This window comes from Streptomyces luteogriseus (assembly GCF_014205055.1).
In the GTDB taxonomy this organism is placed as follows: Bacteria; Actinomycetota; Actinomycetes; order Streptomycetales; family Streptomycetaceae; genus Streptomyces; species Streptomyces luteogriseus.
Map to the genome: position 1 here is coordinate 461450 of NZ_JACHMS010000001.1, position 25795 is coordinate 487244.

Sequence of the window (25795 nt, forward strand, 5' to 3'; positions counted from 1 at the left end):
CTTCTTCGGACGCGGTACTACATCCGCTGCACGAAGACCGGTTCCGCCCAGCGCGGTGGCGGCTTGGGCCGCTCCTCCCCCGTGCCCTGCGGTGTCCGGTCCACCCGCGTGGGCGTCCTCGTGCCCCCGGCCACGCCGCCGGTGGTCGCGGCGCGCAGTGCGGCGACGAAGGCGAGGCAGGAGGGGTAACGGTCGTCGGGGCTCTTGGCGAGGGCCTGGGCGAAGACGGGGTCGACCCGCGGATCGAGGTCGGGCCGTTCCTCGGTCAGCGGCGGCGGTTCGTCGTACTGATGGGCCCAGAGCAGGGCCATGTCGTCGTCGCGGATGAAGGGCGGATGGCCGGCCAGGGTCTCGAAGACGACGCAGCCGAAGCCGTACACGTCGCAGCGGGCGTCGACCGGTTTGCCGGAGATCTGCTCGGGGGCGACGTAGTCCAGCGTGCCGACGAACTGGCCGACCGTGGTGAAGCCGGTCAGGGACAACGACTTCTTCGTCAGGCCGAAGTCGGTCAGGTAGACGTGCTCGGGGTGGTCGCTGTCGGTGCCCCGGGACACCAGGATGTTGCCGGGCTTGACGTCCCGGTGGACCAGTCCGTTGTCGTGGGCCGCGTCGAGCGCGGAGGCGAGCTGGGCGGCGACGCGCAGGGCGGTGACGATCGGCATCGGGCCCTCGCGGTCAAGGACGTGCCGCAGGTCGCTGCCGGCGACGTACCGCATGGCGATGTACAGCACGCCGTCCGTCTCACCGGCCTCGAACACCGGCACGATGTGCGGGTGGTCGATCGCCGCGGCGGCCCGTGACTCGTGGGTGAAGCGGCGGCGGAAGGTGTCGTTGCGGGCGAGTTCCGGGGCGAGCAGCTTCAGGGCGACGGTGCGTTCCAGGCGCAGGTCCCGGGCCCGGTAGACGACGGCCATGCCGCCGCGTCCGATCTCCTGCTCGATCCGGTACCCGGCGATCTGCTGCCCGACCAGCTCGGAGGGCCGCCCGGAGAACAGGCTCGTCTCGCGGTTCAACGGCCGTCACCCTCGGGCGGGACGACCCGGGTGGGCGACGCCCCGGCCGGACGATCCGCCTCACCCTCGGCCGTGCCGTCCCGCTCCTCGGGGGAATCGACGCGCGTGGGCTCGGGGACGTCAGCGGACACGACCCTCGTCGGTTGGTGGGCGTCGGCGGGCACGACGCGCGTGGGATCGGCTGCGTCGGGAGTCACTGCCCTCGCCGGTTCGGCGGCACCGGGAGTCACGACGCGCGTGGGCTCAGGGGCGTCGGGAGTCACGACACGTGTGGGCTCAGGAGCCTCGGGCGCCACCACACGTGTGGGCTCAGGAACCTCGGGCGCCACCACACGTGTGGGCTCAGGAACCTCGGGCGCCACGACACGTGTGGGCTCAGGAGCCTCGGGCGCCACCACACGTGTGGGCTCAGGAGCCTCGGGCGCCACCACTCGTGTGGGCTCAGGAGCGTCGGGGGGCGCGGCCCGTTCGGGTTGGGGGCTGTCCGGAGAGACCACCCGAGTCGGCTCCGGAACATCCGACGGGACACCACCCCTCGACCCGCGGCCCTCCGGAGACACCACCCGAGTCGGCTCCGGAGCTCCCGAAGTCACCACCCGGGTCGGCTCCGGAGCGGCAGGCAGAACGCCCTCCGGCTCGGGCGCCTCGGGTGGGGACACCCCCGACGGTTCCGGTGCCTCCGGCGGGGCCACCCCCGTCGGAGGCACCTCCGGTGGCGCCACCCGCGTCGGACCGGCCGGTGCACTCCGGGCGGGTGGGGGCGTGTCGGCGGTGTGGGGTGCCTCCGGGGTGCGGGGCGTCTCGTCGGGGCCCTCGGGCGGCACCACTCGCGTGGGCGGGTGCACGGGCGATCGGGCCGGGTGCGACTCCGGTTCGGCGGCCGGCGTCTCGTCCGTCGCGTACGTGGTCGTCCGGCTGCCGTCGGCGTACACCCAGTGACCATGGGCGGAGTCGTAGAGCCACACGGACTCGCCGTCGATGACGACACCGATCCGCATGCCGTGGGTGCGGGTACGGAAGGACTCCCGGTCGAGGCCACCCGCGAGGTCCTCCACCGCGGAGCGGTAGCGCGCCAGGGCTTCCTGCGCCCGCCCCAGCAGCGGCCGCGGATCGGCGGCGCGGGTGAGGGGCCCGTCCGCGGCAGGCGGATCCAGCGGTACGGCGACCAGGCGGCGGCCGTCGACCCAGGCCGACCAGCCGTTGAAGCACAGCACATGCCCCCAGTCGCCCTGCCGCTCCAGAAGCTGCACCGGCAGCAGGGGGTCGAGGTCCACGGTGGGCCGGGCCGGGTCGGGGGCCTCCCAGGCGGGCATCCCGTGCTGCGGGACGACGTGCGTGGGCCGGAAGCCGGGGGTCGTCATCGGCGCTCCCTACTTCCGCATGACGGCCGGTTCGTGGCGGCGCAGCATGCGGGACACCAGGAACCCGAAGAGCACCGACAGCACGACCAGCATCCCCACGTCCAGCAGCCACGTGCCCGCCGAGTGCTCGAACAGCGGGTCCTTCGTCAGGTCGTCGGGCACGATCCGGCCCAGACCGACCGTGCCGGCCATCGCGGCCAGCGCCCAGCGCGCCGGCACCAGCCAGCCCAGCTGCTCGAGTCCGGGGGTGTCGGCCAGCTTCAGCAGGGCTCCGCAGAACACGACCTGGACGATGGCGATGAGCACCAGCAGCGGCATCGTCACCTCTTCCTTGCGCACCACCGCCGAGACGAGCAGGCCGAGCATCATCGCCGTGAACGCGAGCAGGGCGACGGCGACCGTGATCTCCACCAGCGGCGGCATCAGCACACCTTCGCCGCCCGGTGCGTTGAGGTCCACGCCGAACAGGGCGACCAGGGTCAGCACCACCGCCTGGAGCACGGAGATGACGCCCAGGACGATGACCTTGGACATCAGGTACGCCGATCTGGACAGGCCCACCGCCCGTTCCCGCTGGTAGATCACACGTTCCTTGACGAGTTCGCGGACGGCGTTGGCGGCCCCGGTGAGCACCGCGCCGACGCACAGGATGAGCAGCGCGTTCAACGCCGTGTCCTGCGTCAGCTTGCCGCCCGCCAGGGCGCGGGCCATCGCGCCCATCACGAACGGCAGGGCGATCATGATGATCAGGAAGGTGCGGTCGGCGCTGAGCGCGGCCGCGTAACGGCGCACCAGCGTGCCGAGTTGGGCCCCCCGGCTGCGCGGCCGGGGCGGGGCGCTGATGACGACGGGCTCGGACCGCGGCTGCCGGGGCTGCGCGGAGGCGTCGGTCACGTACCGGCCGTGGAAGGGCGAGGCGAGGTACTCCCCCGCCCAGTCCCGATCGGTGTCCCGGTCGAAGGCCTCGAAGGCCTCCGGCCACTCCTCGAAGCCGAAGAACGCCAGGGCTTCCTCGGGCGGCCCGTAGTAGGCGATCTTCCCGCCGGGCGCCAGCACGAGGAGCCGGTCGCACACGTCGAGGCTGAGCACGCTGTGGGTGACGACGATGACGGTGCGGCCGTCGTCGGCGAGGCCGCGCAGCATGTGCATCACCGAGCGGTCCATGCCGGGGTCGAGGCCGGACGTCGGCTCGTCGAGGAACAGCAGCGACGGCTTGGTCAGCAGCTCCAGCGCCACGCTGACGCGCTTGCGCTGGCCGCCCGACAGGCTGTGCACGTGCTGGTCCGCGCGCTGTTCCAGGCCCAGTTCGCGGATGACCTCGTCGACCCGGGCGAGCCGCTCGGCCTTGGCCGTGTCCTGCGGGAAGCGCAGTTCGGCGGCGTAGGAGAGGGCTTTGCGGACGGTCAGCTGCGCGTGCAGGATGTCGTCCTGCGGGACCAGGCCGATGCGCTGGCGCAGTTCGGCGTAGTCGCGGTAGAGGTCGCGGCCGTCGTAGAGGACGGTGCCGTTGTTGGCGGGCCGCTGGCCGGTGAGGGCGTTGAGGAGCGTGGACTTGCCGGCGCCGCTCGGGCCGACGACGGCGAGCAGGCATTTCTCCCCCACCGGGAACGACACGTGGTCGAGGAGCGTCTTGCGGCCGCGGTCGACGGAGACGGCGAGGTCCTGTACGTCGAGGGAGACCTCACCGGTGTCGACATACTCCTGGAGTTGGTCGCCGACGAGGCAGAACGCCGAGTGGCCGATGCCGACGATGTCGCCCTGGCCGACCGGGGCCCTGGTGACGGGGCTGCCGTTGAGGTAGGTGCCGTTGTGGCTGCCCACGTCGATGATCTCGTAGGTTCCGTCGGCCAGGGCGCGCAGTTCGGCGTGCCGCCGGGAGACCTGGAGGTCGTCGATGACGAGGTCGTTGTCGGTCGCGCGGCCGATGCGGACGGTGCGGGTGGGCAGCGGCCTTACGGTCGTGGGCTGCCGGTAGGTGCCGGTGTGGGCCGGCATGGAGACGGCGGAGGGGCGTTCCGGGGTACGGCGGACGGGGGCGGGGCGGCCCGTGAGGGTCATGCGCGGTCCGTCGGCCGGATTGCCGAAGCGGATGACGCTGCCGGGTCCGACGTCCCACTCGTGGATGCGCCGGCCGTCGGCGTAGGTGCCGTTGGTGCTGTCCTCGTCCTCGATGGTCCAGTGACCGTCCTCGGGTTTCAGCACCGCGTGGTGCCAGGAGACCCGGTCGTCGTCGATGACGATCTCGCACATCGGGTCGCGCCCCACGTGGTAGTCGCGTCCCGGAATCATCACGGTGGTGCCGGTCTCTGTCTCCAGCACGAGCTCTGGTGCTACCGAGGGTTGCGCCATGGTCAAGATTCTACCGATTTGCCCCGTTGTGCGCCTGGGCGGGCGAGGCGATGAGCGGGTCAGGCGGTCAGCGGGTCGGCGACTCGGCAGGTCAGCCGACGGTGATGCCGACGAAGGGAGCGGCGCGCTGCATCCGGAGGGCGTCCACGGACTCGGCGAGCAGTTCGTATTCGGTGGTGTCGTCACTGGTGGCGATGCGTACCAGCCGTCCGGCCGCCAACTCCTCGGCGACCCGCTCCTGCTGGGCGGGATCGGCGCACCAGGCGCGCAGCAGCCCGGGCACGTCGGGCGCGGTGTGGGCGACCGGCACGAGCGCGCCCGGCGGTAAGTGCTCGGCGTCGGGCTGGGGATCGAGACGCTGGGCGATCCAGGAGGCCCGGTCACGTAACCACCAGAGGGCGAGGGCGAGGGTGGGCGCCCGGTAGGTTCCGAGGGGCACTCCGATACGGCGGCCGTCGCAGACTCCGTACGCCGTGACGTGGCACAGAAACTCGTCGTGCACGTGACCCTCCCCCGTCGCCCTGCCCGTCCGCCGGCCCGGCTTCGCTTCCACATACGGCTCGCGTGCTGTGCGTGAGGGCGCCGTCGCTCGATGTGAAAAGCGCTCTCGCAGGTCAGTATGTTCACTACTGAATCACTGTCACCACGACTTTCCGGCCACTCTCCTGGCATATTCACCCGCCGAGTTGGCCGAAATCCGGCGAGGGGCCGCAACGGCTCATGACTCCGGAGGTGATCGACGCTCCCGGCCGGTGCGGGCAAGGTGGTCACACCGAGTTCACCGCGAGGGGAGTACGGGCCCTGACCAGCAGATACGACGTCCTGGAAGCTGATCACCCATGCCCGCTCCCCCACCGTCACGACGCCGCCGTCGCCCGCTGCTTCGAGCCGACGCCGGTGGTCACGAGGGGATCGCCGCCGTGATCGCGGCGGCCCGGGAACGGTTTCCGGGGTTCGAGTTCCGGCTCACCGGTGCCGTCGACGGGCACCACGGCATCGCCCGCCTCTCGTGGGAACCGGTGAGCACCGCCGACGGCTCGGCTCCCGTCGCCGGGTCGGATGTGATCACCCTGGACGGGCACGGGCGGATCAGGTCCGTGCTCGGGTTCCTGGACCGGGTGCCCGCCGTAGCGTGAGGCCGGCGTCGCGATGAGTTCTCCGGCGTCCGGCGGTCTGCACGAGGGAGAGGCCACCGAGCACCGGAGGGCGTCATGACCGTCACGGGAGAACTGGACGCGGAGTTCACCGCCGTCCTGCGAAAAAGCCCCGCCGAGGGTGGCTGGACCTATCTGGTCTGGCCCCGGTCCGTCGAGTTCTTCGGCACCCGCGGCCTGGTGAAGGTCCGCGGGACGATCGACGGCCGCCCGTTCCGCAGTTCCTTCATGGCCCTGGGGGACGGCACGCACAAGCTGCCCGTGAAGGCGGACGTCCGCAAGGCGATCGGCAAGGAGGAGGGCGACACGGTGACCGTACGCCTCGAGGAGCGGATCGGCTCGTGAGCCGATCCGCTCGCGGCCCGGGTACCCGGAGGCGGCCGTCCCGGGGTGGGCAGACCCGGGCGGGCGGACCCGCTACTGCTTGACGATGGCGTCGATGCGGGCCAGCTCGTCCGCGTCGAAGTCCAGGTTGCGGATGGCGCCGACGCTGTCCTCGATCTGCCGCGCGCTGCTCGCGCCGACCAGCGCGGAGGTGACGCGGCCGCCGCGCAGCACCCAGGCCAGCGCCATCTGGGCGAGGGTCTGACCGCGGGACTTCGCGATGTCGTTCAGGTCGCGCAGCCGGCCCACGAGGTCCCCGGTGAGCGCGTCGGAGTTCAGGAAGGGGCTGTCGCTCGCGGCCCGGGAGCCCTCGGGGATGCCGTCGAGGTAGCGGGCCGAGAGCACGCCCTGCTCCAGCGGCGAGAAGACGATGGAGCCGACCTGGAGCTCGTCGAGGGCGTCGAGCAGGCCCTCGTCCTCGGGGCGGCGGTCCAGCATCGAGTAGCGCGGCTGGTGGATGAGGAGCGGGGTGCCCAGCTCGCCCAGGATGCGGGCGGCCTCGCGGGTCTGCTCCGCCGAGTAGTTCGAGACGCCGACGTAGAGCGCCTTGCCCTGCTGCACCGCCGAGTGCAGGGCGCCCATCGTCTCCTCGAGCGGGGTGTCCGGGTCGGGGCGGTGCGAGTAGAAGATGTCGACGTAGTCCAGGCCCATCCGCTTCAGGCTCTGGTCCAGCGAGGACAGCACGTACTTGCGGGAACCCCACTCGCCGTACGGGCCCGGCCACATCAGGTAGCCGGCCTTGGTGGAGATCACCAGCTCGTCGCGGTACGGCGCGAAGTCCGCCTTCAGGAACTCGCCCAGCGCGGACTCGGCGGCGCCGGGCGGCGGGCCGTAGTTGTTGGCCAGGTCGAAGTGGGTGACACCGAGGTCGAAGGCGCGCCGCAGGATGGCGCGCTGCGTCTCGACGGGCCGGTCCGGGCCGAAGTTGTGCCACAGACCGAGCGAGAGCGCGGGGAGCTTCAGGCCGCTGCGTCCGGTGCGCCGGTAGGGCATGTCCGCGTAGCGGTCGGGGTGTGCGGTGTACAACGCGACTCCAGAGGGGTTGGCACGGTCGGGAGGAAACCGCTGTCCACTCTGGCGTGACCTGCGCCCATGCGTCCAACAGAAGAATCCGATGGAATTCAGCGACTACGCTTCTCAGTCATGGAACTGCGCCACTTGCAGCACTTCGTCGCGGTCGCCGAGGACCAGCACTTCACCCGGGCGGCGGAACGCCTGCTGGTGTCCCAGTCGGGCCTGTCGGCCTCCATTCGGGCGCTGGAGCGGGAGCTGCAGACGCCGCTGTTCGTGCGCACGACCCGCCGGGTGACGCTGACCCCCGCCGGGCGGGCGCTGCTCGGCGAGGCGGAGCGGATCCTGGCGCAGGTCCGCTCGGCCCACGAGGCGGTGGCCGCGGTGCAGGGCGTGCTGCGCGGGATGCTCGCGCTCGGGTCCGAGCAGTGCATCGCCGGGGTGCACGTGGCGGGGCTGCTGGCCGCGTTCCGGCGGAGCCACCCGGACGTGGAGATCTGCTTGCGCCAGGCGGGCTCGGGGGCCCTGGCGGAGGACGTCGCGGCCGGGCGCCTGGATCTGGCGTTCGCCGTGCGCACCGCCCAGGAGGACACCGACCAGCTGCGGGCGGTGCCGCTGACGAGCGAGCCGATGACCGTGCTGTGCCATCCGAGTCACCGGCTCGCGTCGGCCGGCGTTGCCGTGACGCCGGAGGATCTCGGCGGTGAGGTCTTCGTCGACTTCCATCCGGACTGGGGGCCGCGGCGTACCACCGACGCGGCGTTCGCGGCGGCGGGCGTCCGCCGGAGCGTCGCCCTGGAGGTCAACGACGTGCACAGTCTCCTCGACCTCGTGGACGAGGACCTCGGCATCGCCGTCGTGCCCCGTCACTTCCGGCACAAGCGCGCCTCGCTGACCGCCCTGCCGGTGAAGGGGGCCGGAGACGCCGTGTACGAGACGGTGGCGCTGCTGCCGCCCGAGCAGGCGACCAGTCCGGCGGCCCGGGCGCTGATGGGCCTGCTGGAAACAGGGGGTCTGGCACCACCCCAGGAGGGTGTCCACCCCTCCTGACCCGGCCCGTTCCGCACAGCAGACTCGTGACCGTTCCCGGAGGCGACGACGGTCAGGAGTAGGCCAGATGACGGATCCCACACGGCGGAGCGTGCTGCGCGGCGCGGCCGCGGTCACGGCGGCCGGCGCGCTCGTCGGCGCCGGAGCCCCTCCGGCCCTGGCGGCGCCCACCGCACCGCGCCGCTTTCCCTTCCTGGAGGGCGCGTTCGCGCCCGTCACCGAGGAGCTGACGGCCTTCGACCTGCCGGTCACGGGCCGCGTTCCGCGTGAGCTGAACGGCCGTTATCTGCGCAACGGCCCCAACGTCCTGGGGCTGGAGGACCCGCGCGCCCACCACTGGATGCTCGGAGACGGCATGGTGCACGGGGTGCGGCTGCGTGAGGGCCGGGCGGAGTGGTACCGCAACCGCTGGGTGCGCTCCTCGCAGGTGGCGAAGAAGCTGGGCGAGCCCTACCCGGGTCCCGTGCCGCCGGACGACTTCCCGTGCAACACCCATGTGATCCCCCACCGGGGGCGGATCCTCGCGCTCCAGGAGAGCGGGCCGCTGCCGTACGAACTCGACGACGAGCTGAACACCGTCGGCACGTACGACTTCCGGGGCACACTCCAGGGCCCGCTCACCGCGCACACCAAGTTCGACGTCCGGGCCGACGAGCTGCACGCGATCGCCTACTACCCGACCTGGGACCACGTCCGGCACTTGGTCGTCGGACCGGCGGGCGAGGTCGTGCGGACCACGAGGATCCCGGTGGCGGACGCGCCGATGATCCACGACTTCGCACTCACCGAGAACCACGTGGTGATCCTCGACATGCCGGTCACCTTCGACCCGGCGGGCGCCGAGCGCGGCGACCTCGTGCCGTACGTCTGGAACGACCGGCATCCGGCGCGGGTCGGTGTGCTGCCACGCGAGGGCGGCCCGGTCCGCTGGTTCGAGGTCGACCCGGTCTACTACTCGCACACGCTCAACGCGTACGAGGAGGGGCCGCACATCGTCGTCGACATGACGAACTTCGACGCGCCGTTCCTCGTCGCCGGCAACGGCTCGGGCGGCCCCCACACGGCGGGCACCCCGCGGCTCGACCGCTGGACGGTCGACCTGCGGCACGGGCGGGTGCGGACCAGGACCCTCGACGACCGCCCCCAGGAGTTCCCGCGCGTGAACGAGGCGCTGGTGTCCCGCAGGCACCGGTACGGCTACTCGGCCGCGGCCGCGGAGATGTCGCGCGCCTACCAGGCGGTCGACGGCAGCCCGCCCGACGGGGCCTTCGCCAACGCGCTCATCAAGCACGACCTGCTGCGCGGCACCTCCGAGGTGCACCGGCTGGCGGCCGACGCGACGGCGAGCGAGGCGGTGTTCGTGCCGTCCGACCCGTGCGACGAGCGGGCGGCGGAGGACGACGGGTATGCGATCGCGTATGTGCACAACCCCGACCGCGGGGCGTCGGACCTGGTGATCCTCGCGGCCCAGGACTTCAACGGGGAGCCGGTGGCCCGGATCCACCTCCCGGGCCGGGTGCCGCTGGGTTTCCACGGGAGCTGGGTTCCCGACGCGTGATCCCCGGCGATGCGCGATGGTGGACTCATGCATGCGAAGGACATCCTCATCGACGGCTTCAGCCGCATCCGCGAAGAAGTCCACGCCACCGTCGAGGGGCTCGGGCCCGACGAGCTGAGCGCCCGCCCCTCCCCCGACACCAACTCGATCGCCTGGCTGGTCTGGCACCTCACCCGCGTCCAGGACGATCACATGGCCGAGGCCTTCGGTCTGGAACAGGTGTGGCTGTCCCAGGACTGGGAGAAGCGCTTCGGTCTTGACCTGCCACGCCGTGACACGGGCTACGGCCACAGCCCCGCCAAGGTCGCCCGGGTCCGGGTCGACTCGGGCGAGCTGCTGACCGGCTACTACGACGCGGTGCACGAGCAGAGCCTGGACGCCCTGCGGGGCCTCACCGCCAAGGACCTGGAGCGGGTGGTCGACGAGCGCTGGGACCCGCCGGTCACCCTGGGCGTCCGGCTGGTCAGCGTCCTGTCCGACGATCTCCAGCACATCGGACAGGCCGCCTACCTGCGGGGGCTGCTTCAGAGCGCGGCGGCGTAACCGGGCAGCACCACGTCGTGGATGAGTGCGTTCCGCTCGTCGAACGGGATGAACGCGCTCTTCAGGGCGTTGACGGTGACCGTGCGCAGATCCTCGACGGTCCAGCCCGCCTGCTCGACCAGCAGGGACATCTCACGGGTCATGGTGGTGCCCGAGACGAGCCGGTTGTCGGTGTTGAGGGTGACGCGGAAGCCGAGGTCCTTGAGCGCGGTGATCGGGTGCTCGGCGATCGAGGTGGCGGCGCCCGTCTGAAGGTTGGACGTCGGGCACATCTCCAGCGCGATGCGCCGGTCGCGCACCCAGCCCGCGAGCCGGCCGAGCTTGCCCGCCGCGAGGTCCGGGATGTCGTCGGTGATGCGCACGCCGTGCCCGATGCGCTGGGCGCCGCAGACCTGGAGGGCCTGGTGGATGCTGGGCAGGCCGTGCGCCTCCCCGGCGTGGATGGTGAAGGGCACGTTCTCGCGGCGCAGGTGCTCGAAGGCCGCGAGGTGGTCGGCGGGCGGGAAGCCGTCCTCTGCACCGGCGATGTCGAAGCCGACGACACCCGCGTCGCGGAACGCCACGGCCAGGTCGGCCGCCTCGCGCACCCGGTCGAACATCCGCATCCCGCACAGCAGGGTGCCGACCCGCACGGGCGTACCCGCGGCAGCGGCCTTCGCCATGCCCGCCGCGAGACCCTCCTGGACGGTCTCCACGACCTCGGCCATGGTCAGCTCGCCGTTGGTGTTCAGCTCGGGGGCGTAGCGCACCTCGCCGTACACGACACCGTCGGCGGCCAGGTCGAGGACATACTCCTCGGCCGTGCGCAGCAGGCCCTCGCGGGTCTGCATCACGGCGAGGGTGTGCTCGAAGGTGGCTATGTAGCGCACCAGGTCACCGGAGTTGGCTGCCTCGTAGTACCAGGCGGCGAGCTCGTCCGGGTCGGTGGTGGGCAGGGTGTGGCCGACCGCCTCCGCCAGCTCCACCACGGTGGCGGGGCGCAGGCCGCCGTCGAGGTGGTCGTGCAGCACGGCCTTGGGGAGGCGGCGGATCAGGTCGGCGTCTACGCGCGTAGCAGTCATGGCGGGTCTTTCCTCGGGCGGGTCGTTCGAAGCGATGGGGAAGAGTCAGCCGGCGGGCTGGAGCAGGTCCCAGCGGTTGCCGTACAGGTCCTGGAAGACGGCGACGGTGCCGTACGGCTCGTGCCGCGGCTCCTCCAGGAAGGTCACGCGCGCGGCGGTCATACGGGCGTGGTCGCGCGCGAAGTCGTCGGTGTGCAGGAAGAACCCGACGCGTCCGCCCGTCTGGTCCCCGACCCGGGCGGCCTGGGCGTCCCCCTTGGCGCGGGCCAGCAGCAGCCCGGTGGCGGCTCCCGGCGTGCCGGGTTCGACGACGACCCAGCGGGATCCGTCGGGCCGGGGCGCGTCCTCGGTGAGCCGGAACCCGAGGGCGTCGGTGTAGAAGCGGATCGCCTCGTCGTAGTCGTCGACGACGAGGGTGACCAGGGCGATACGTCTCATCGGAGCCTCTCGGAGCGGGTGGTTGACCGGAGAGGTTATACGTAAAACTCCGGGGATGCCAACTACTTGGCCGCCTTCCGGGATCGCGACTGTAACTACTAGTATGTACACTCGCGATCATCGACTTCCGGAGACCCCATGCCCTTCGTCCGCATCGACACGCTCCGGGCCGGTCCCGAGCGCCTCGCCGCACTCGGCCGGGCCGTGCACGACGCCCTGACGGAGACCATCGGCATTCCGCCCGACGACCGGTTCCAGGTGCTGACGGACCACGACGGCACGAGCGGCACCCTGTGCCACGACGATTACCTCGGCGTGCACCGCGACGACGGCATCGCGTACGTCGCGATCACACTGCGGTCCGGCCGCACGCCCACGCAGAAGCAGGCGCTCCACCGAAGGATCGCCGAGCTGGCCCACGCGTACGCGGGCACGGAGCCGCGGAACGTGTTCGTCGTCCTGACGGAGAACGAGTCGGCGGACTGGTCACTCGGAGAGGGCGTGGCGCAGTACCTCGACCAGAGGTACTAGGTCGTGTCCGTGAAGTCCCCATACTCGCGCGGCGCAGGCGGGACTTCGCGGCCGCAGCCCTGGGCCCCGGGCCTAGGGCTGCGGCCGGAGGCGCCCCGCCCCTCCGGCCGCTAGCGTCCCCACCATGAAGATCACTGAGCCGCCCCGCACCCCCGAACAGCGCAAGGCGGACCTGCTGGGCCGGCTGGAGCGGGAGACCGACATCTGGGTGGCGACGGCGGACGCCGAGGGAGTGCCGTGTCTGGTCCCGCTGTGGTTCGTGTGGCACGACGAGGCCGTGTGGCTGTGCACCCGGCTGACCAATCCCACCGGCCGCAATCTGCGGGACGGCGGGCGGACGCGGCTGGCCCTCGGGGACACCCGGGACGTCGCGCTCGTCGACGGTGAGGTGCGGACGTACCCGATGCGGGAGGTGCCGTCGTCGGCGGCCGAGGCCTTTCTCGCGAAAACCGGCTGGGATCCGCGCGAGGACCACGCGTCGTACGCGTTCTTCCAGGTGCGGCCCCGCGCGGTGCAGGTGTGGTGCGAAGTGCGGGAATTGCCCCGCAGGCATCTCATGCGGGAGGGCGTCTGGGCCGTGTAGACGCCGTCAGCAGGCCTTGTGGCGCGCCCTGCCGAGCCGGTCCAGTTCCTCGTCCGTGAGGCGGATCGCGCCCGCCGCCACATTCTCCGTGAGGTGGCCGGGGTTGCCGGTGCCGGGGATGGACAGGACGTGCGGGCCTTGGTGCAGGGTCCATGCGATGCGGATCTGGGCGGGACTCGCGCCATGGGCCCGGGCGACGGCACGGACATCCTCGCCGTGGGCCGTGGTGGCGCCCTGCTCGGCGGCCTCGCCCGCGACGGCGTAGAACGGCACGAAGGCGATGCCCTGTTGGCCGCAGACGCGGAGCAGCTCGTCGCTGTCGGGGTCGGGGCGGTCGAGGGCGTACCGGTTCTGGACGCAGACGACGGGGGCGATGGCCTGGGCCTCGGCGAGATGCCGGGGGGTGACGTTGGAGATGCCGACGTGGCGGATCAGGCCTGCCTCGCGCAGCTCCACGAGGGCGCCGAAGTGCTCGGCGATGGAGTCGCATTTCGGCATCCGGCGCAGGTTGACCACGTCCAGGTGGTCCCGGCCGAGCTGGCGCAGGTTCTCCTCGACGTGGCCGCGCAGGTCCTCGGGGCGGGCCGAGGGGCCCCACTCCCCGTCGTGGGCACGGTACGGGCCCACCTTGGTGACGATGACCAGGTCGTCGGGGTAGGGCGCGAGGGCGCTGTTGATGAGCTCGTTGGCGGAGCGCAGCGACGAGAAGTAGAAGGCTGCCGTGTCGATGTGGTTGACGCCGAGGTCGATCGCCTTGCGCAGGACGGCGATCGACCGGTCGCGGTCGCTCGGTGTGCCGTGGTGGAAGGCGGCGCTGCCCGTCAGCCGCATCGCGCCGAAGCCGAGGCGGTGGACGGGCAGGTCGCCGAGTTTCCAGGTGCCGGCGGCGTCCGCGGTGATCGTCTGTGAGCTCATCGGCGGAGTCTCACACACGGCACGCGGGGCGGCGAAGCCGGTTTACGGATACGTGTACGAGTTGAGGGTGGCGACGGCGGAGGCCGGGTTGCCGCGGTCGTAGTGGTCCACGGCGAGGAAGGTGGGCTTCTTGCGGGCGGCCGGCTGGCAGAACCTCTGGGCGCGGTCGGCGAGTTTGGTGTTGTCCGTGCCGGCCGTGCCGGTGAGCGGGACGTCACGGAAGTGGTTCATGACGAACAGCGGGCGGAATCCCGGTTCGGTGCGGGTCAGCGGGATGTTGGTGTCGGCCCCGTACCAGCGGCTGTAGCAGGACCAGTCGGAGGTGCCGAGGCCCGAGCCCATCGACCAGTAGTTCTCGACGGTCCACTCGCGCTGGTACATGACCCCGAAGCTGTCCCGGGTCAGGCCCGCGGCCTGGTCGGCGGAGCGGCTGTGGTCGGTGAAGATCAGCAGCCGGTCGCCGGCTGCGGCCAGTTCCGCCATCGTCGGCCAGCCGTTCTGCCGCACGCCGGTGAGATCGGGCCGGTAGAGCATGTCCGACAGGCCTTTGACACGGGCGAGTTCGGCGCGCAGGACGGCCGGATCGACGTAGTCCTCCAGGAGGACGGTGACGAACTGGTCGGGGTGGGCCTTCAGGAAGTCGACCATGCGCTGGAGGTCGACCCACAGGGCGACGGGCCTGCTGACGAGGGTGCAGCTGTTGTGGCAGAGGATCGCACCGTCGGGGGTCTGGTGGATGTCCAGCATGAATCCGCGCACGCCGTCGGCGAGTTGGCGTTCGATGCCACGGGTCTGGTTGGGCACGAGGTTGACGAAGGGCGGGGCGAAGCCGCCGTCGACGCCGTTGGCGTACGCGTTGTGCGTGGTGAGGAACGTGACCTGGTCCAGGGTGCGCCGGTCCTGCGGCGGCATGGGGTGGGTGGCGGGCGTGACCGGGGTGAGGTACCAGGTGGCGAGGTCGCCGGAGCCGCCGAGGGCGAGCCGGGCGGGGTAGGTGGCGCCGTCCGGGGCGGGCGCCACCGTGAGGTGATGGGTGGTTCCCGGAACCCTGAGCGTGTAGCGGTCGGCGTCGAGCGGGGTGATCTCCCAGGGTGCGTCGGAGCTCGCGCAGGCGACGGACGCCGCCTGGTCGCCGGTGCGGCCGAGACAGGTGCCGGGCGCGTCGGTGTTCTCCAGGAGGTACGCGGAGCCGTGCTGCTTCAGCTGCCACTGCTGGCGGTCCTCGTTGCCGCGGGGTCTGTGCTGCTCGACCGCGCCGGCGTTGTCGGCCGCGTTGAGTCCGGTCGTGGCGCTCTGGACGTAGTACGCACCCGGGGCCGGAACGGCGGCGGCTGCGGGCTGGGGGGCCACGACCGCGGCGGCCAGTGCCGCGGCCGTGGCGAGCAGGGCGTGGGGGGTGCGTAGGCGCATGAGGGATGCCCTTCGGTCAATCAGTCAGGTTCATGACATCCCGCATGACACCACGCCGTAGGGTCCGGCGTCAGCAGTACAGGTTGCCACCGGGTGACGTGCCGAGGATCTGCGTGAACCGCTGGTAGTTGTTCACACGGCTCTGGACCTGCGCCGGGTTCTTGCCGTCGCACTCCAGGGAGCCGTTGATGCTGCGGATCGTCTGGCCGAACCCGGCGCCGTTCACCATGGCGTTGTGCGGGGTCATGCTGCCGGGGCCGGTCTGGGTGTTCCAGTACCACAGGGCGGTCTTCCAGGCGATGGCCGAGTCGTTCTGCACCAGCCAGGGGTTGTTGAGCAGGTCGATGCCGAGCGCGTCGCCCGCTGCCTTGTAGTTGAAGTTCCAGCTGAGCTGGATCGGGCCGCGCCCGTAGTAGGCGGCCTGCCCGGCCGGACAGCCGTAGGGCTGACTCCAGTCGCAGTAGTGCGGGTAGTTGGCGGTGTTCTGCTCCACCACGTGCACCAGACCGCCCGTCTCGTGGCTGACGTTGGCGAGGAAGGCGGCGGCCTCCTGCTTCTTCACCGTGTCGCTGCCGGTGTTGGCGAAGCCGGGGTAGGCGCTCAGGGCGGCGGTGAGGCCGCTGTAGCTGTAGAACGAGTTGCGGTTCGGGAACATCTGGTTGAACTGCGCCTCGCTCACCACGAAGCGGGCGTTCGGGGTGCCGGGGCCGCTGTCGCAGGCGTACGGCTCCCAGTACCAGGTGCTGATGACCGGGTCGTAGCCCGGGTTGGCGTGCTCGGCGATGTACGCCTTGCCGTCGGTGTAGCGGACGATGTCGCCGGCGGCGTACGACTTCCCGGCCGTCCAGTTCGGGTAGCTGGAGCAGGCGGCGGCCGAGGCGTTCGAGGCGGGCAGGAGCACCGGCGCGGCGCCGGCGAGGGCGAGGGTGGCCAGAACTGCGGAGATACGGCGTCTCGACACGGGTTCAACTCCTTCGCGGAGCACGGCCGCACCCTGACGAAGGGCAGGGTGAAGCAGACCCTTGACCGCACGCACCGGTGGTCCGGTCACGGCGTGGGGGGCGGCCGTGGTGGGGGCTGTGGAGCCACACTCAACCGCGTTGGTCTGTACCAGTCAAGGGTGTAGACCAGTCAGGTGTAGACCTGTCGGGATCCACGCTGGTCGACGGCCCGTCACTCCGTGTTCGGCACGGCGCGATCGGCGACCCGTCCGTGCCGTCCGGCGCCTTGGAGCGTTCACACGCGCGCCGGGTCCTCCAGCGTCGCCGCCAGCCGGTCCAGCAGGGACCGCAGCAGGGCGTCGTCGCCTTCGCCGAGCGAGGGCCGGCCGGCGCGGACCGCCCGGTCGACGCGCTGCCAGTACTCCTGGCCGCGCGGGGTGAGATGGGCGAGGACGCGACGGCGGTCGAACGGATCGACCCTGCGGTGCACGAGGTTCTGGTCGACGAGCTGGTCGACCAGTTTGGTCAGCGTCGGAGGCGGCAGGAAGGCGGCCTCCGCGAGTCCCGTCATGTGGTGCCCCTCGCCGTCCGACAGCGAGGCCAGTACCCGCCACGCGTCCAGCGAGCAGCCCTCCGCCTCCAGCACGCCCTGCAACCGGCGCGCCGCGAGCCGTTCGGCCCGCGTCAGCAACTGCACGAGGTCGTCGGGCCGACGCGGGGTGGGGCTGGACATCCCTGCTCCTTGGTGCCGAGAGAGTGTCCATCGTAGGAGACGCACTGGAGTTCGCCCCATGGAGCCGGAATCATGACGCCATGATCCGGCGCGACCTTCCCGGGCCCGAGTGGTTCACGGCCGACGACTCCGTGCTCGGTGTGGCCCTCGTCTTCCCCCTGCTGGGGCCGGCCGGGATCTTCGGGCCCACGTGCGAGCTGTGCGCGCGGCTGGCGGCCGAGGAGGTCAACCGGGACGGCGGTGTGCTCGGCAGACAGCTCCGGCTGGTGCCGGTCGACGGCTCGGGCGCGCCGCACGACATCGCCGACGAGGTCGAGGCGCTGGTGGACCTGGGCGCCGTGCAGGGCGTCACGGGCTGGCACATCTCCTCCGTGCGGCAGGCGCTCGCACCGCGGATCGCGCACCGCGTCCCCTACGTGTACACCGCGCTGTACGAGGGCGGGGAGGACACGGCGGGGGTGTTCCTGACCAGCGAGACCCCGCGCGACCAGCTCCGGCCGGCCATGGACCTGCTGGCGCGCGAGCGCGGGGTGCGGCGCTGGTTCGTGGTGGGCAACGACTACGTGTGGCCGCGCCACACGGCCCGCTCGGCCCGCGGCTACGCCCGGGACCGCGGCGGGTGCGTCGCCGGTGAGGCGTACCTGCCGCTCGGCACCCACGACTTCGAGCCGGTGCTGCGGCACGTCGAACGCTCGGACGCCGACGCGGTGCTGATGCTGCTCGTCGGCAGTGACGCGGTGCGCTTCAACCGGGCGTTCGCGGCCTACGGCCTGCACGCGCGCTGTCTGCGGCTGAGTACGCTGATGGACGAGAACATGCTGGTGGCGAGCGGCGCGGAGGCCACCGAGGACCTCTACAGCACGGCCGGGTTCTTCGCCTCGCTGGCCAATCGCGACACCCTGGACTTCCACGGGCGGTACGCCGCCCGCTACGGCGTCCAGGCACCCGCGCTCGGCAGCCTCGGCGAGTCCTGCTACGAGGGTGTGCTGCTGCTGGCCGCGCTGCTGAGGAGGGCCGGAACGCTGGACGTCTCGGCGATCGGCGCGGCGGCCGGAGCGGGGTCGGTGTCCTACGAGGGCCCACGCGGGCTGCTGCACCTGCGGGACGCCCATGTCCGCCAGCGGATCTACCTGGCGCGGGCCGACGGGTTCGACTTCGACGTGCTCACGGAGCTGGACGCACGACCCTGACGTGGCCGACCGACGACACGCCCCCGGATCGCCGCCCCGCGCCGCTCGCCCGCGAGAATTCCTCCCATGACCACCACACCCCATCCCCTCGTCACCGGCGCACAGCGACTGGCGCACGACCTCCTCGTCCCGCAGGCCGAGCGCGTCGACCAGGAGGGTGTGCCCGCGAGCCATGTCGAGGCGGTGAAGCGGGCGGGGCTGCTGGGGGTGGTCGCACCGCGGGAGCACGGCGGGGCGGACGCGCCCGTGGCGGTGGCGCGGGAGACAGCGGAGATCCTGGCCGGGGCGTGCTGCTCCACATGGTTCGTGCAGACACAGCACCACACCCCGGTGAAGCTGCTCACCACCTACGACTCCCCCGTCCGGGAGAAGCTGCTGCGCCCGCTGGCGACCGGCGAGCTGATGGCCGGCATCGCGTTCGCCCATGTTTGTGCCTTCCCCCGGGTGCCCGTGCGGGCCGTCGCCGAGGAGGGCGGCTGGCGGTTCGAGGGCCGGGTGCCCTGGTACACGGGCTGGGGGCTGAATGACGTGATGCTGCTGGCCGGGGTGACGGATGCGGCCGAGGTGGTGTTCGTGTTCACCGAGGCCCGCGAGCAGCCGGGGCTGACACCGTCGGCACCGATGCGGCTCGCGGCCCTCACCGCCGCGCGTACGGTGTCCCTGGAGCTGGACGGCCTGTGGGTTCCGGACGAGTGCGTCGTGCTGCGCACCTCGCAGGCGGAGTTCGCCCTGGTCGACCTCCCCCGGGCCGCCAACGCCAGTCCGGCCGTGTTCGGGGTGGCGGACGCCGCACTGGACCTGGTGGCGCAGACCCCCGACGGCCGGGAGACGGCCCGGTCGCTGCGGGCCCGGCTCGACGAGGTACGGCAGGAGGCCTACGCCCTGGCCGACCGGCCCTCCCCGCAGGACTCCGTCCCGGAACGACTGGCCGTGAAGACCCGCGCGTACGACCTCCTGCGCGCGGCCACCACCGCGGCGATCGTGGCCGGGGGCGGCCGCGCCATGGCCCTGGACCACCGGGCGCAACGGCTGGCGCGCGAGGGCATGTTCCTGCTGGTGCAGGGCCAGACGGCCGAGGCGCGCCGGACGCACCTCGGCTCGCTGGCGTCCGGTTAGCCGAGGCGGGGCACGGCCGGCGCCCGGTCCGTCCGGGACGGGACCTTCCCGCAGAACTCGGCTTCGATGACATCGGTGTAGGGCGAGGAGTCCGGGAGCCAGTCGCCGTTGATGTTGAAGGTGAGCTGGTGTTCGCCGTCCTGGGTGCCGACCATCGCGGACAGGGAGCCGTTGGTACGGCCACTCTTGCCGACCGCCTTCACACCGCAGGACAACCGCGCGAACTCGACTCCGAGTCCGTACCCGATGCCGTGCCCGGCCGGGACCTCCTCGAACATCTCCTTCATCTGGCGCGGGGGCAGCACGTGGCCCTTGACCGGGGCCCGGTGGAAGCGATTGAGGTCGCCGCCGGTGGAGATGACGTCACCGGCCGCGCCCAGCCAGGTCATGTTCTGTTCGGTGGCGTCGTGGATCTCGGCGTACCGGTGCTCCGGGAAGCCGGGTCCTGCGCTGTCGTGGCTGAAGCCGGCGTCGTCGGTGTAGTGGGCGATGCCGCCGGTTGGCGTCACGCACGGCGGCGGCCGCTCGGGGGAGACCACCCTTCTCGACCAGAGCGCGTAAGGCGGTCCTCATGGGTGTGCCCCTCCTGGTCACCGAGAGGGCGGGCCTGCCCTCTCGGTGACCAGGACGCCCAAGTCCCTTGCAAGGGTCGGCCTTTGTGTGCGATCCGCGTTGCCTCAGCTCGCGACCGGTGCGAAGGGAGTGGATGCGGCGGGCGCGGCGTCCCGGTCCGCGGGATGCCGCCACAGTCCCCGCGCGGCGAGGCGCGGCAGGACGCCCTCGCCGAACCAGTACGCCTCCTCCAGGTGCGGGTAGCCGGAGAGGATGAACTCGTCGATGCCCAGGGCGTGGTACTCCCTGATCCGCTCGGCGACCTCGTCGTGGCTGCCGACCAGGGCGGTGCCCGCCCCGCCGCGCACCAGGCCGATACCGGCCCAGAGGTTGGGGTGGATCTCCAGTCGGTCGCGGCGGCCGCCGTGCAGGGCGAGCATGCGCTGCTGCCCCTCGGACTCACTGCGGGCGAGCCCTGCCTGCACCGACGCCACCGTCTCCGGGTCGAATCCGTCGAGCAGCCGGTCCGCCTCGGCCCAGGCCTGCCCGGCGGTGTCGCGGGTGATGACGTGCAACCGGATGCCGAAGCGCAGGGTGCGACCCCGTGCGGCGGCCAGTGACCGCAGCCGGGCGATCTTCTCGGCGACCTGGGCGGGCGGCTCGCCCCAGGTGAGATAGACGTCGGCGTGCCGGGCGGCGATCTCACCGGCGATGGGTGAGGAGCCGCCGAAGTACACCTCGGGCACGGGGGCGGGGACCCGGGCAAGCGCGGCGCCCTCCACCCGGACGTGCTCGCCGTGCAGGTCGACGGTCCCGCCCTGCCACAACTCCCGTACGACCTGGAGGAATTCACCGGTGCGGCGGTAGCGGCCGTCCTTGTCGAGGAAGTCGCCGAAGGCGCGCTGCTCCTTGTTCTCGCCGCCGGTGACGACGTTGAGCAGCAGCCGCCCGCCGGTCTGGCGCTGGAAGGTGGCCGCCATCTGCGCGGCGAGCGTGGGCGAGATCAGGCCCGGCCGGAAGGCGATCAGGAACTTCAGTCGTTCGGTGTGCTGGGCGACCATCGCGGTGGTGAGCCACGCGTCCTCGCACCAGGCACCGGTCGGTGTGAGAGCTCCCGCGAAACCCACCCCCTCTGCGGCCCGGGCGATCTGACTCAGGTAGGCGACCGTCGGCGGCCGGTCCCGGCCGGACGCGGTGGCCGGGGTGCCGTGACCGCCGCCGACGACATGGCGGCTGTCGCCGTTGGTGGGCAGGAACCAGTGGAAGGTGAGGGACACGGGGTCTCCGATCGAGGGGTACGTGCGGTGGCGCGGTGGCGGGCGGTCTCAGCCCGCCACGGCCAGCAGCGGGACGCGGCCGAGCGCCGCGGAGAACTGGTCGACCACCTGGCGCAGTGCCTCGGTGGCGGCCGGCGCGACGGTCAGGGAGCCGTCGTCCTGCACGCTGATGTCCTTGTCGAGGGTGAACCAGCCCTGCACGATGTGGTCCGCACCCATGGAGTTGAGCACCGGACGCAGGGCGTAGTCGATGGCCAGCACATGGGCGACGCTGCCGCCGGTGGCGAGCGGCAGTACGGTCTTGCCGGTCAGGGCGTACTGCGGGAGCAGGTCCAGCAGGGCCTTCAGCACGCCGGAGTAGGACGCCTTGTAGACGGGGGTGCCGACGACGATTCCGTCGGCCCGCGCGAACAGTTCGGTGGCCTCGACGATGGCGGGGTGGCGGAAGTCGGCGCCGAGCAGGGCCTCGGCGGGGATGGTGCGGACGTCGAGCGGGATCACGTCATGGCCCTGGGCCGCCAGCCGCTTGTCCAAGTGGCGCAGCAGACGGCTGGTGCGGGAGGAGGCGGAGGGGCTGCCGGAGACGGACAGGACGGTGGCCATGGGTTCTCTTTTCCGGGCGAAGGCGCGACTGCGCGGGCACCGCCGAATTCAGGGGGCACACAGGTAGAAGGCGTGCCGAAGCGCCGAATTCAGGCGTGAGGGAAAGGCACCGCACGAGGCGTCCGGCGGTACGGCGATGGCCGGCCGGAGGCGGAAACGGCGGTGAGAGGAAGCGGCGAGCCGAAGGACTCAGGCTGCGGCGCGACAGGAGGCGCTGGAGACGCGTGCGAGGTCGACGTGGCGTCGCCGCGTGAGGTCCAGTCGCATGGTCATGCCATGGATCGTGGCAGTGGACGCCGAGGGCCGTCAAGGAATGCGCGGCTCATCTCGCATCCCGGACCGGCCATTTCACCGGAGGCGGCCCGGTTCAGCGGAGGCGCCCCGGAAGAGTTCGTGGGCGCCCCCGGTTCGGCCGTCTCGCTTCAGCACGGCTCGAGGGGGCGGATCTCTCTTGCGGTGGGGGCGGGCGCCGCCTCAGTCGGCGTCCGCCGGTACGACCACGAGAAAGGCGTCCGACTCCAGGTCCATCACGACCGTGGCGGGTTCGCCCTCGGCGCGGCGGCGTGCCGCGTACTCCTCCGCGGGCCACGATCCGCGCGGGGACCCCGCCGGGAACCGTTCCAACACCTTCGCGCTGATGGCCGCTGTCACGTCCGCTGCCCTCCCCTGTCCCGCGCCGCCCTCGGGGGCGACGCCGATCGGTCGCTGTCGTACACATGCGGATGCCCCCGATCCGCGCGGACATGTACCGCCGGGTAGATCCCGCCCCTCCCGCCGACGTCTACACATAAAGGGGAAATAAGAGCAGAATGACGCTTACGCGGCGTTTACCGCATACCCCTCCAGACGCGGCCGCCCTGCACCATGAAGGAGACGAATCATGGCCAACGTCTCGCACACCAGAGGTGACATCACCAGCCACCCGGATGCCTCCGAGATGCGGGACCGGTACGCCCGCGTGCTCGGCGGCCGCGATGTGGCGCTCGTGGACGGGCCGGTGTTCCTGCTCGGTCTGTACTGCGCCGCCTCCCCCTGGATAGTCCACTACACGACCAGCCAGCCGGCCCTCGTGACCCACAACCTGATCATGGGCATCGCGATCGGCATGCTGGCGCTCGGGTTCACTCGCGCTCCGGAGCGCATGTACGGCCTGAGCTGGGCCATGTGCGCGCTCGGGGTGTGGATGATCATCTCGCCGTGGATCGTCGGCGAAAGCCCGGACGCCGGTGTCGTGTGGAACAACATCATCATCGGTGCACTGGCCGTGATCCTCGGGCTGGTGTGCGCGGGAACGGCGGCGAAGGCCTCGACCAGGCCGTAACGCCCCGGCAAGGAACCGCAGGCCGGTCCGCCTCCCGGACCGGCCCGTTCACGCCCGCCGCGCCGATCGGCTCACGCATCGACTGCCGCGCCACGTTCCACCGTCCGTGCGGGGCCCTGCGGCGACTCGCCTGTCGAGCGGAGCTCGAAGCGGCCCGCCGACCACCCGGACCTCAGCCCCGGCCCGCCGACCGCGCGGACCTCAGCCCCGGCTCGCCGCCCGCATCGCGGCGAGACCCTCCCCGCTCGACGCGTAGAGCGGCCGCCAGCCGAGTTCGCTCTCCGCCTTGGCGCTGGACACGCGGAGTCGCGACGCCATCATGGTGTGCGCGTACGACATGGGCTTCATCAGCCACAGCGGCACGGTCATCGGCTTCGGCAGTCCGAAGGTCCGGGCCACGGTCTCGACGTGGGCGCGGAACCCCATCGGGGTGTCGTCCGCGATGTTGTAGGCCTGCCCCGGCCGGCCGCGCTCCACGGCGGCGGCCATCGCGCGGGCGGCGTCGGTGAGCTCCACCCACGGCAGCACCCGGCCCCGGTCGCCGGGCACGGGGAGCTGCCGCTTGCGCAGCAGGGGCAACAGGGCGTCGGTGCCGCCGGGGCCGTAGAAGCAGCCGAAGCGGAGCGCGACGCCCTCCAGCCCCTCCGCGTCGAAGGCAAGCCGCTCCTTGGTCCGCATCCCCGCGATGTGCCGCTCCAGCCGGGGGGTGCGGCCGGGCGGGCCGAAGGGGGCGTCCTCGGTGAGCGGGCGGTCGCCGTGGTCGCCGTAGCCGTAGCCGAAGACCATCGACTCCACGACGAAGCGGCGGGCGCCGGCGGCGCGGGCGGCCTCGACCAGGTGGGCGGTGCCCTGGATGCGCAGCGCGTCGGTGGCGTACATGTCGCTGTCGCGCATGGGTGGCTTGCGCAGGGCGGTCGCGGCGTGGATCACGGTGTCGAAGCGGTGGCCGTCGACCGCCCGCAGCAGTGCGTCGCGGTCCATGAGGTCGGCCCGGATGCCGTTCTCCCCGCTCCGGCCGAGACCGGTGACCTTGTGGCCCGCCTCGGTCAGAGCGTGCGCGATGTGTCTGCCGAGGACGCCGCTCGCGCCGGCGAGGAGGATGCTCTGGCTCTTCTCGTTCGTCGTCATGACAGTGCGACGGATCGGGCGGGCCCTGATGTGACATCACCCCTCACGGAGCCGGCATCCGCGTCCACCGCTCGATCAGGGCGCGTACGCGTACGGCGTCGTGGTCGTCAGCGGCACGAAACCGAGCCGTTCCAGGATCGGGCGGCTCTGGCTGGAGGCGTCGACCTGGAGATAGCGGTAGCCGCGGGTCGCGGCGGCGTGGGCGCGGTGGGCCACCAGGGTGCGGTAGATACCGCGGCCGCGCCGGCCCGGCACGGTGCCGCCGCCCCACAGGCCGGCGAAGGGCGTGCCGGGCACGAGCTCCATGCGGGCCGCGCTGACCGGCTCGTCGCCGTCCATCGCCACCACGGCGACCACCGTGTCGGGGTCGGCCGACAGTCGGACGAGGAGCTGGTGGCGGAGCCAGGAGCTGTCCGTGCCGAAGGCCCTCTCGTGCACGTCGGCCACGAGATCGACGCCCGCCGGGCCGGTGACCGGCACGACGCGCACGCCCTCGGGCGGTGCGGTGTCGAGGGCCAGGGCGGCGGCCTCGCCGATCATCAGCGTCTCCTCGGGCCCGGGCGTGAACCCGGCGGCACGCAGCCGCCGCCCGAGGTCCGCCGGCCGGTCGTGCCCGTACAGCTTCCACTCGAAGTCGAGGCCGAGCCCGGTGTAGTGGCCGATCTGCCCGGCGATCGCCGCGTCCGCTCCGGCCTCGTCGAGGGCCGACCACACCACGCCGTTCCAGCCCGGCGCCGGAGCGACCTGGCGGACGACGCCGCCGGTCCGCTCGACACGGGCGCCGGGGCCGTCCGGCGGCGCTCCTTCGCGCAGGTCGCGGTCGAACAGGGCGAGCAGCTCCATGTGATCCATGGAGAGACCTCAGCAGCCGCCGGGCCGGGCGGCAAAGGGTTTTCCGGCCCGGCGGGCGGCACCCCGTCGGCCCGCCGCCCCGTTCCTTTCCCCGCGCATGCCCGCGCCGTAGGGTCCTGTTGATCACGTTGTCACCGGAAAGGCCGGCCCATGGTCGTGAAGGACACGGAACTGCCGCATCTGCGCCGCTGCGTGGAACTCGCCGCCGAGGCCCTGGAGGCCGGGGACGAGCCGTTCGGGTCGGTCCTGGTGGGCGGGGACGGCGCCGTCCTCGCCGAGGACCACAACCGCGTGGCCTCGGGCGACCGCACCCGGCACCCCGAGTTCGAGCTGGCGCGCTGGTCCGCGGCGCACCTCACGCCCGGGGAGCGGGAGGCCGCCACGGTCTACACCTCCGGCGAGCACTGCCCGATGTGTGCGGCCGCGCACGCCTGGGTCGGCCTCGGCCGCATCGTCTACGTCGCCTCGTCCGAGCAACTCGGCTCGTGGCTTTCGGAGTTGGGGGTCCCAGCCCCACCGGTGCGGACACTCCCCGTGCATGAGGTCGCACCCGGTGTGACGGTGGACGGCCCGGTGCCCGAACTGGTCGAGCAGGTGCGGGAGTTGCACATCAGGTTCCACCACGGTCGCGGCTGAGGGCACCGCTCGCGAGGGGTGATTCCGCCCTGCAGGGCACGCGCCCGAGATGCAGGGCCGCTCGGACGAACCTACGATCGATTCC

28 protein-coding genes and 1 pseudogene are annotated in these 25795 nt (G+C 72.0%); 11 read left to right on the forward strand and 18 right to left on the reverse strand.

What is annotated here, in order from left to right; translation table 11 throughout:
- Positions 1-17: 17 nt before the first annotated feature.
- From BJ965_RS02180 to BJ965_RS02195, 4 genes are all read right to left on the reverse strand, one after another.
- Complete coding sequence (locus tag BJ965_RS02180) at positions 18-1013, reverse strand: serine/threonine-protein kinase (protein WP_184907085.1); 996 nt, start codon at positions 1011-1013, stop codon at positions 18-20.
- Entirely contained in the window at positions 1010-2374 is a 1365-nt protein-coding gene (locus BJ965_RS40315; RefSeq protein WP_376777891.1) for a hypothetical protein, read from the reverse strand. The genes BJ965_RS02180 and BJ965_RS40315 overlap by 4 nt, the downstream gene beginning before the upstream one ends.
- A 9-nt stretch (positions 2375-2383) precedes the next feature.
- Entirely contained in the window at positions 2384-4723 is a 2340-nt protein-coding gene (locus BJ965_RS02190; protein ID WP_184907086.1) for an FHA domain-containing protein, read from the reverse strand.
- Positions 4724-4814: 91 nt separating this feature from the next.
- Positions 4815-5225 carry a hypothetical protein gene (locus BJ965_RS02195; RefSeq protein WP_184907087.1) on the reverse strand — a complete coding sequence of 137 codons (411 nt, stop codon included), beginning with the start codon at positions 5223-5225 and terminating at the stop codon, positions 4815-4817.
- Positions 5226-5562: 337 nt separating this feature from the next.
- Between BJ965_RS02195 and BJ965_RS02200 the strand changes: the two genes are divergently transcribed.
- Together BJ965_RS02200 and BJ965_RS02205 are read left to right on the forward strand one after the other, a co-directional pair.
- Positions 5563-5859, forward strand: a complete 297-nt coding sequence (locus BJ965_RS02200; protein WP_376777892.1) for a hypothetical protein — start codon at positions 5563-5565, stop codon at positions 5857-5859.
- Between the two features lie 75 nt (positions 5860-5934).
- Positions 5935-6222 carry a DUF1905 domain-containing protein gene (locus tag BJ965_RS02205; protein ID WP_184907088.1) on the forward strand — a complete coding sequence of 96 codons (288 nt, stop codon included), beginning with the start codon at positions 5935-5937 and terminating at the stop codon, positions 6220-6222.
- 72 nt (positions 6223-6294) lie between these two features.
- Here BJ965_RS02205 and mgrA read toward each other — a convergent pair whose 3' ends face one another.
- Entirely contained in the window at positions 6295-7287 is a 993-nt protein-coding gene (gene mgrA / locus BJ965_RS02210) for an L-glyceraldehyde 3-phosphate reductase (protein ID WP_184907089.1), read from the reverse strand.
- Between the two features lie 117 nt (positions 7288-7404).
- Here mgrA and BJ965_RS02215 point away from each other — a divergent pair, with 117 nt between their 5' ends.
- From BJ965_RS02215 to BJ965_RS02225, 3 genes are all read left to right on the forward strand, one after another.
- Positions 7405-8322, forward strand: a complete 918-nt coding sequence (locus BJ965_RS02215) for a LysR substrate-binding domain-containing protein (RefSeq protein ID WP_184907090.1) — start codon at positions 7405-7407, stop codon at positions 8320-8322.
- Between the two features lie 67 nt (positions 8323-8389).
- Complete coding sequence (locus tag BJ965_RS02220; RefSeq protein WP_184907091.1) at positions 8390-9880, forward strand: carotenoid oxygenase family protein; 1491 nt, start codon at positions 8390-8392, stop codon at positions 9878-9880.
- Between the two features lie 27 nt (positions 9881-9907).
- The gene (locus BJ965_RS02225; protein WP_184907092.1) at positions 9908-10423 is read left to right on the forward strand and encodes a mycothiol transferase; all 516 of its coding nucleotides are present in this window, start codon (positions 9908-9910) and stop codon (positions 10421-10423) included.
- Here BJ965_RS02225 and BJ965_RS02230 read toward each other — a convergent pair.
- Together BJ965_RS02230 and BJ965_RS02235 are read right to left on the reverse strand one after the other, a co-directional pair.
- On the reverse strand, positions 10405-11484 hold the full coding sequence (locus BJ965_RS02230; protein WP_184907093.1) for an adenosine deaminase: 1080 nt from the start codon (positions 11482-11484) through the stop codon (positions 10405-10407). The genes BJ965_RS02225 and BJ965_RS02230 overlap by 19 nt on opposite strands.
- Before the next feature lie 45 nt (positions 11485-11529).
- Positions 11530-11922, reverse strand: coding sequence for a VOC family protein (locus tag BJ965_RS02235; RefSeq protein WP_184907094.1), 393 nt, complete (start codon positions 11920-11922; stop codon positions 11530-11532).
- 138 nt (positions 11923-12060) lie between these two features.
- Here BJ965_RS02235 and BJ965_RS02240 point away from each other — a divergent pair, with 138 nt between their 5' ends.
- Together BJ965_RS02240 and BJ965_RS02245 are read left to right on the forward strand one after the other, a co-directional pair.
- Complete coding sequence (locus BJ965_RS02240; protein ID WP_184907095.1) at positions 12061-12453, forward strand: tautomerase family protein; 393 nt, start codon at positions 12061-12063, stop codon at positions 12451-12453.
- Positions 12454-12577: 124 nt separating this feature from the next.
- Positions 12578-13036: a pyridoxamine 5'-phosphate oxidase family protein gene (locus BJ965_RS02245; protein WP_184907096.1), complete on the forward strand. Its 459-nt coding sequence runs from the start codon at positions 12578-12580 to the stop codon at positions 13034-13036.
- 6 nt (positions 13037-13042) lie between these two features.
- Here the strand turns inward: BJ965_RS02245 and BJ965_RS02250 are convergent, their stop codons facing one another.
- The 4 genes from BJ965_RS02250 to BJ965_RS02265 form a co-directional block, all read right to left on the reverse strand.
- Entirely contained in the window at positions 13043-13951 is a 909-nt protein-coding gene (locus BJ965_RS02250; RefSeq protein WP_184907097.1) for an oxidoreductase, read from the reverse strand.
- A 42-nt stretch (positions 13952-13993) separates the two neighbouring features.
- Positions 13994-15361 carry a phospholipase gene (locus BJ965_RS02255; RefSeq protein ID WP_184907098.1) on the reverse strand — a complete coding sequence of 456 codons (1368 nt, stop codon included), beginning with the start codon at positions 15359-15361 and terminating at the stop codon, positions 13994-13996.
- 70 nt (positions 15362-15431) lie between these two features.
- The gene (locus BJ965_RS02260) at positions 15432-16322 is read right to left on the reverse strand and encodes a glycoside hydrolase family 19 protein (RefSeq protein WP_184907099.1); all 891 of its coding nucleotides are present in this window, start codon (positions 16320-16322) and stop codon (positions 15432-15434) included.
- A gap of 275 nt (positions 16323-16597) precedes the next feature.
- Positions 16598-17035: a MarR family winged helix-turn-helix transcriptional regulator gene (locus BJ965_RS02265; protein ID WP_184907100.1), complete on the reverse strand. Its 438-nt coding sequence runs from the start codon at positions 17033-17035 to the stop codon at positions 16598-16600.
- An 80-nt stretch (positions 17036-17115) separates the two neighbouring features.
- On the opposite strand from BJ965_RS02265, the gene BJ965_RS02270 reads away from it, so the two are divergent.
- The gene (locus BJ965_RS02270; protein WP_184907101.1) at positions 17116-18225 is read left to right on the forward strand and encodes a substrate-binding domain-containing protein; all 1110 of its coding nucleotides are present in this window, start codon (positions 17116-17118) and stop codon (positions 18223-18225) included.
- A gap of 66 nt (positions 18226-18291) precedes the next feature.
- Complete coding sequence (locus BJ965_RS02275) at positions 18292-19341, forward strand: acyl-CoA dehydrogenase family protein (protein ID WP_184907102.1); 1050 nt, start codon at positions 18292-18294, stop codon at positions 19339-19341.
- Here BJ965_RS02275 and BJ965_RS02280 read toward each other — a convergent pair.
- The 5 genes and pseudogenes from BJ965_RS02280 to BJ965_RS02295 form a co-directional block, all read right to left on the reverse strand.
- Positions 19338-19841: pseudogene (locus tag BJ965_RS02280) on the reverse strand (hypothetical protein); the annotation flags it as partial. The gene BJ965_RS02275 and the pseudogene BJ965_RS02280 sit on opposite strands and share 4 nt — an antisense overlap.
- A 177-nt stretch (positions 19842-20018) precedes the next feature.
- A complete protein-coding gene (locus BJ965_RS02285; RefSeq protein ID WP_184907103.1) occupies positions 20019-21170 on the reverse strand; it encodes an LLM class flavin-dependent oxidoreductase in 1152 nt (383 codons plus the stop codon).
- A 48-nt stretch (positions 21171-21218) separates the two neighbouring features.
- Positions 21219-21773, reverse strand: a complete 555-nt coding sequence (gene ssuE, locus BJ965_RS02290; protein WP_184907104.1) for an NADPH-dependent FMN reductase — start codon at positions 21771-21773, stop codon at positions 21219-21221.
- A 189-nt stretch (positions 21774-21962) separates the two neighbouring features.
- A complete protein-coding gene (locus tag BJ965_RS40320) occupies positions 21963-22046 on the reverse strand; it encodes a putative leader peptide (protein ID WP_350710819.1) in 84 nt (27 codons plus the stop codon).
- A 201-nt stretch (positions 22047-22247) separates the two neighbouring features.
- A complete protein-coding gene (locus BJ965_RS02295; protein ID WP_184918043.1) occupies positions 22248-22424 on the reverse strand; it encodes a hypothetical protein in 177 nt (58 codons plus the stop codon).
- Between the two features lie 229 nt (positions 22425-22653).
- Here BJ965_RS02295 and BJ965_RS02300 point away from each other — a divergent pair, with 229 nt between their 5' ends.
- Entirely contained in the window at positions 22654-23094 is a 441-nt protein-coding gene (locus BJ965_RS02300; protein WP_184907105.1) for an SPW repeat protein, read from the forward strand.
- Between the two features lie 201 nt (positions 23095-23295).
- Here BJ965_RS02300 and BJ965_RS02305 read toward each other — a convergent pair whose 3' ends face one another.
- On the reverse strand, positions 23296-24222 hold the full coding sequence (locus BJ965_RS02305; protein ID WP_184907106.1) for an NAD-dependent epimerase/dehydratase family protein: 927 nt from the start codon (positions 24220-24222) through the stop codon (positions 23296-23298).
- A 75-nt stretch (positions 24223-24297) separates the two neighbouring features.
- Positions 24298-25074: a GNAT family N-acetyltransferase gene (locus BJ965_RS02310; RefSeq protein WP_184907107.1), complete on the reverse strand. Its 777-nt coding sequence runs from the start codon at positions 25072-25074 to the stop codon at positions 24298-24300.
- A 150-nt stretch (positions 25075-25224) separates the two neighbouring features.
- Here BJ965_RS02310 and BJ965_RS02315 point away from each other — a divergent pair, with 150 nt between their 5' ends.
- On the forward strand, positions 25225-25710 hold the full coding sequence (locus BJ965_RS02315; protein ID WP_184907108.1) for a nucleoside deaminase: 486 nt from the start codon (positions 25225-25227) through the stop codon (positions 25708-25710).
- The last annotated feature ends 85 nt before the right edge of the window (positions 25711-25795 follow it).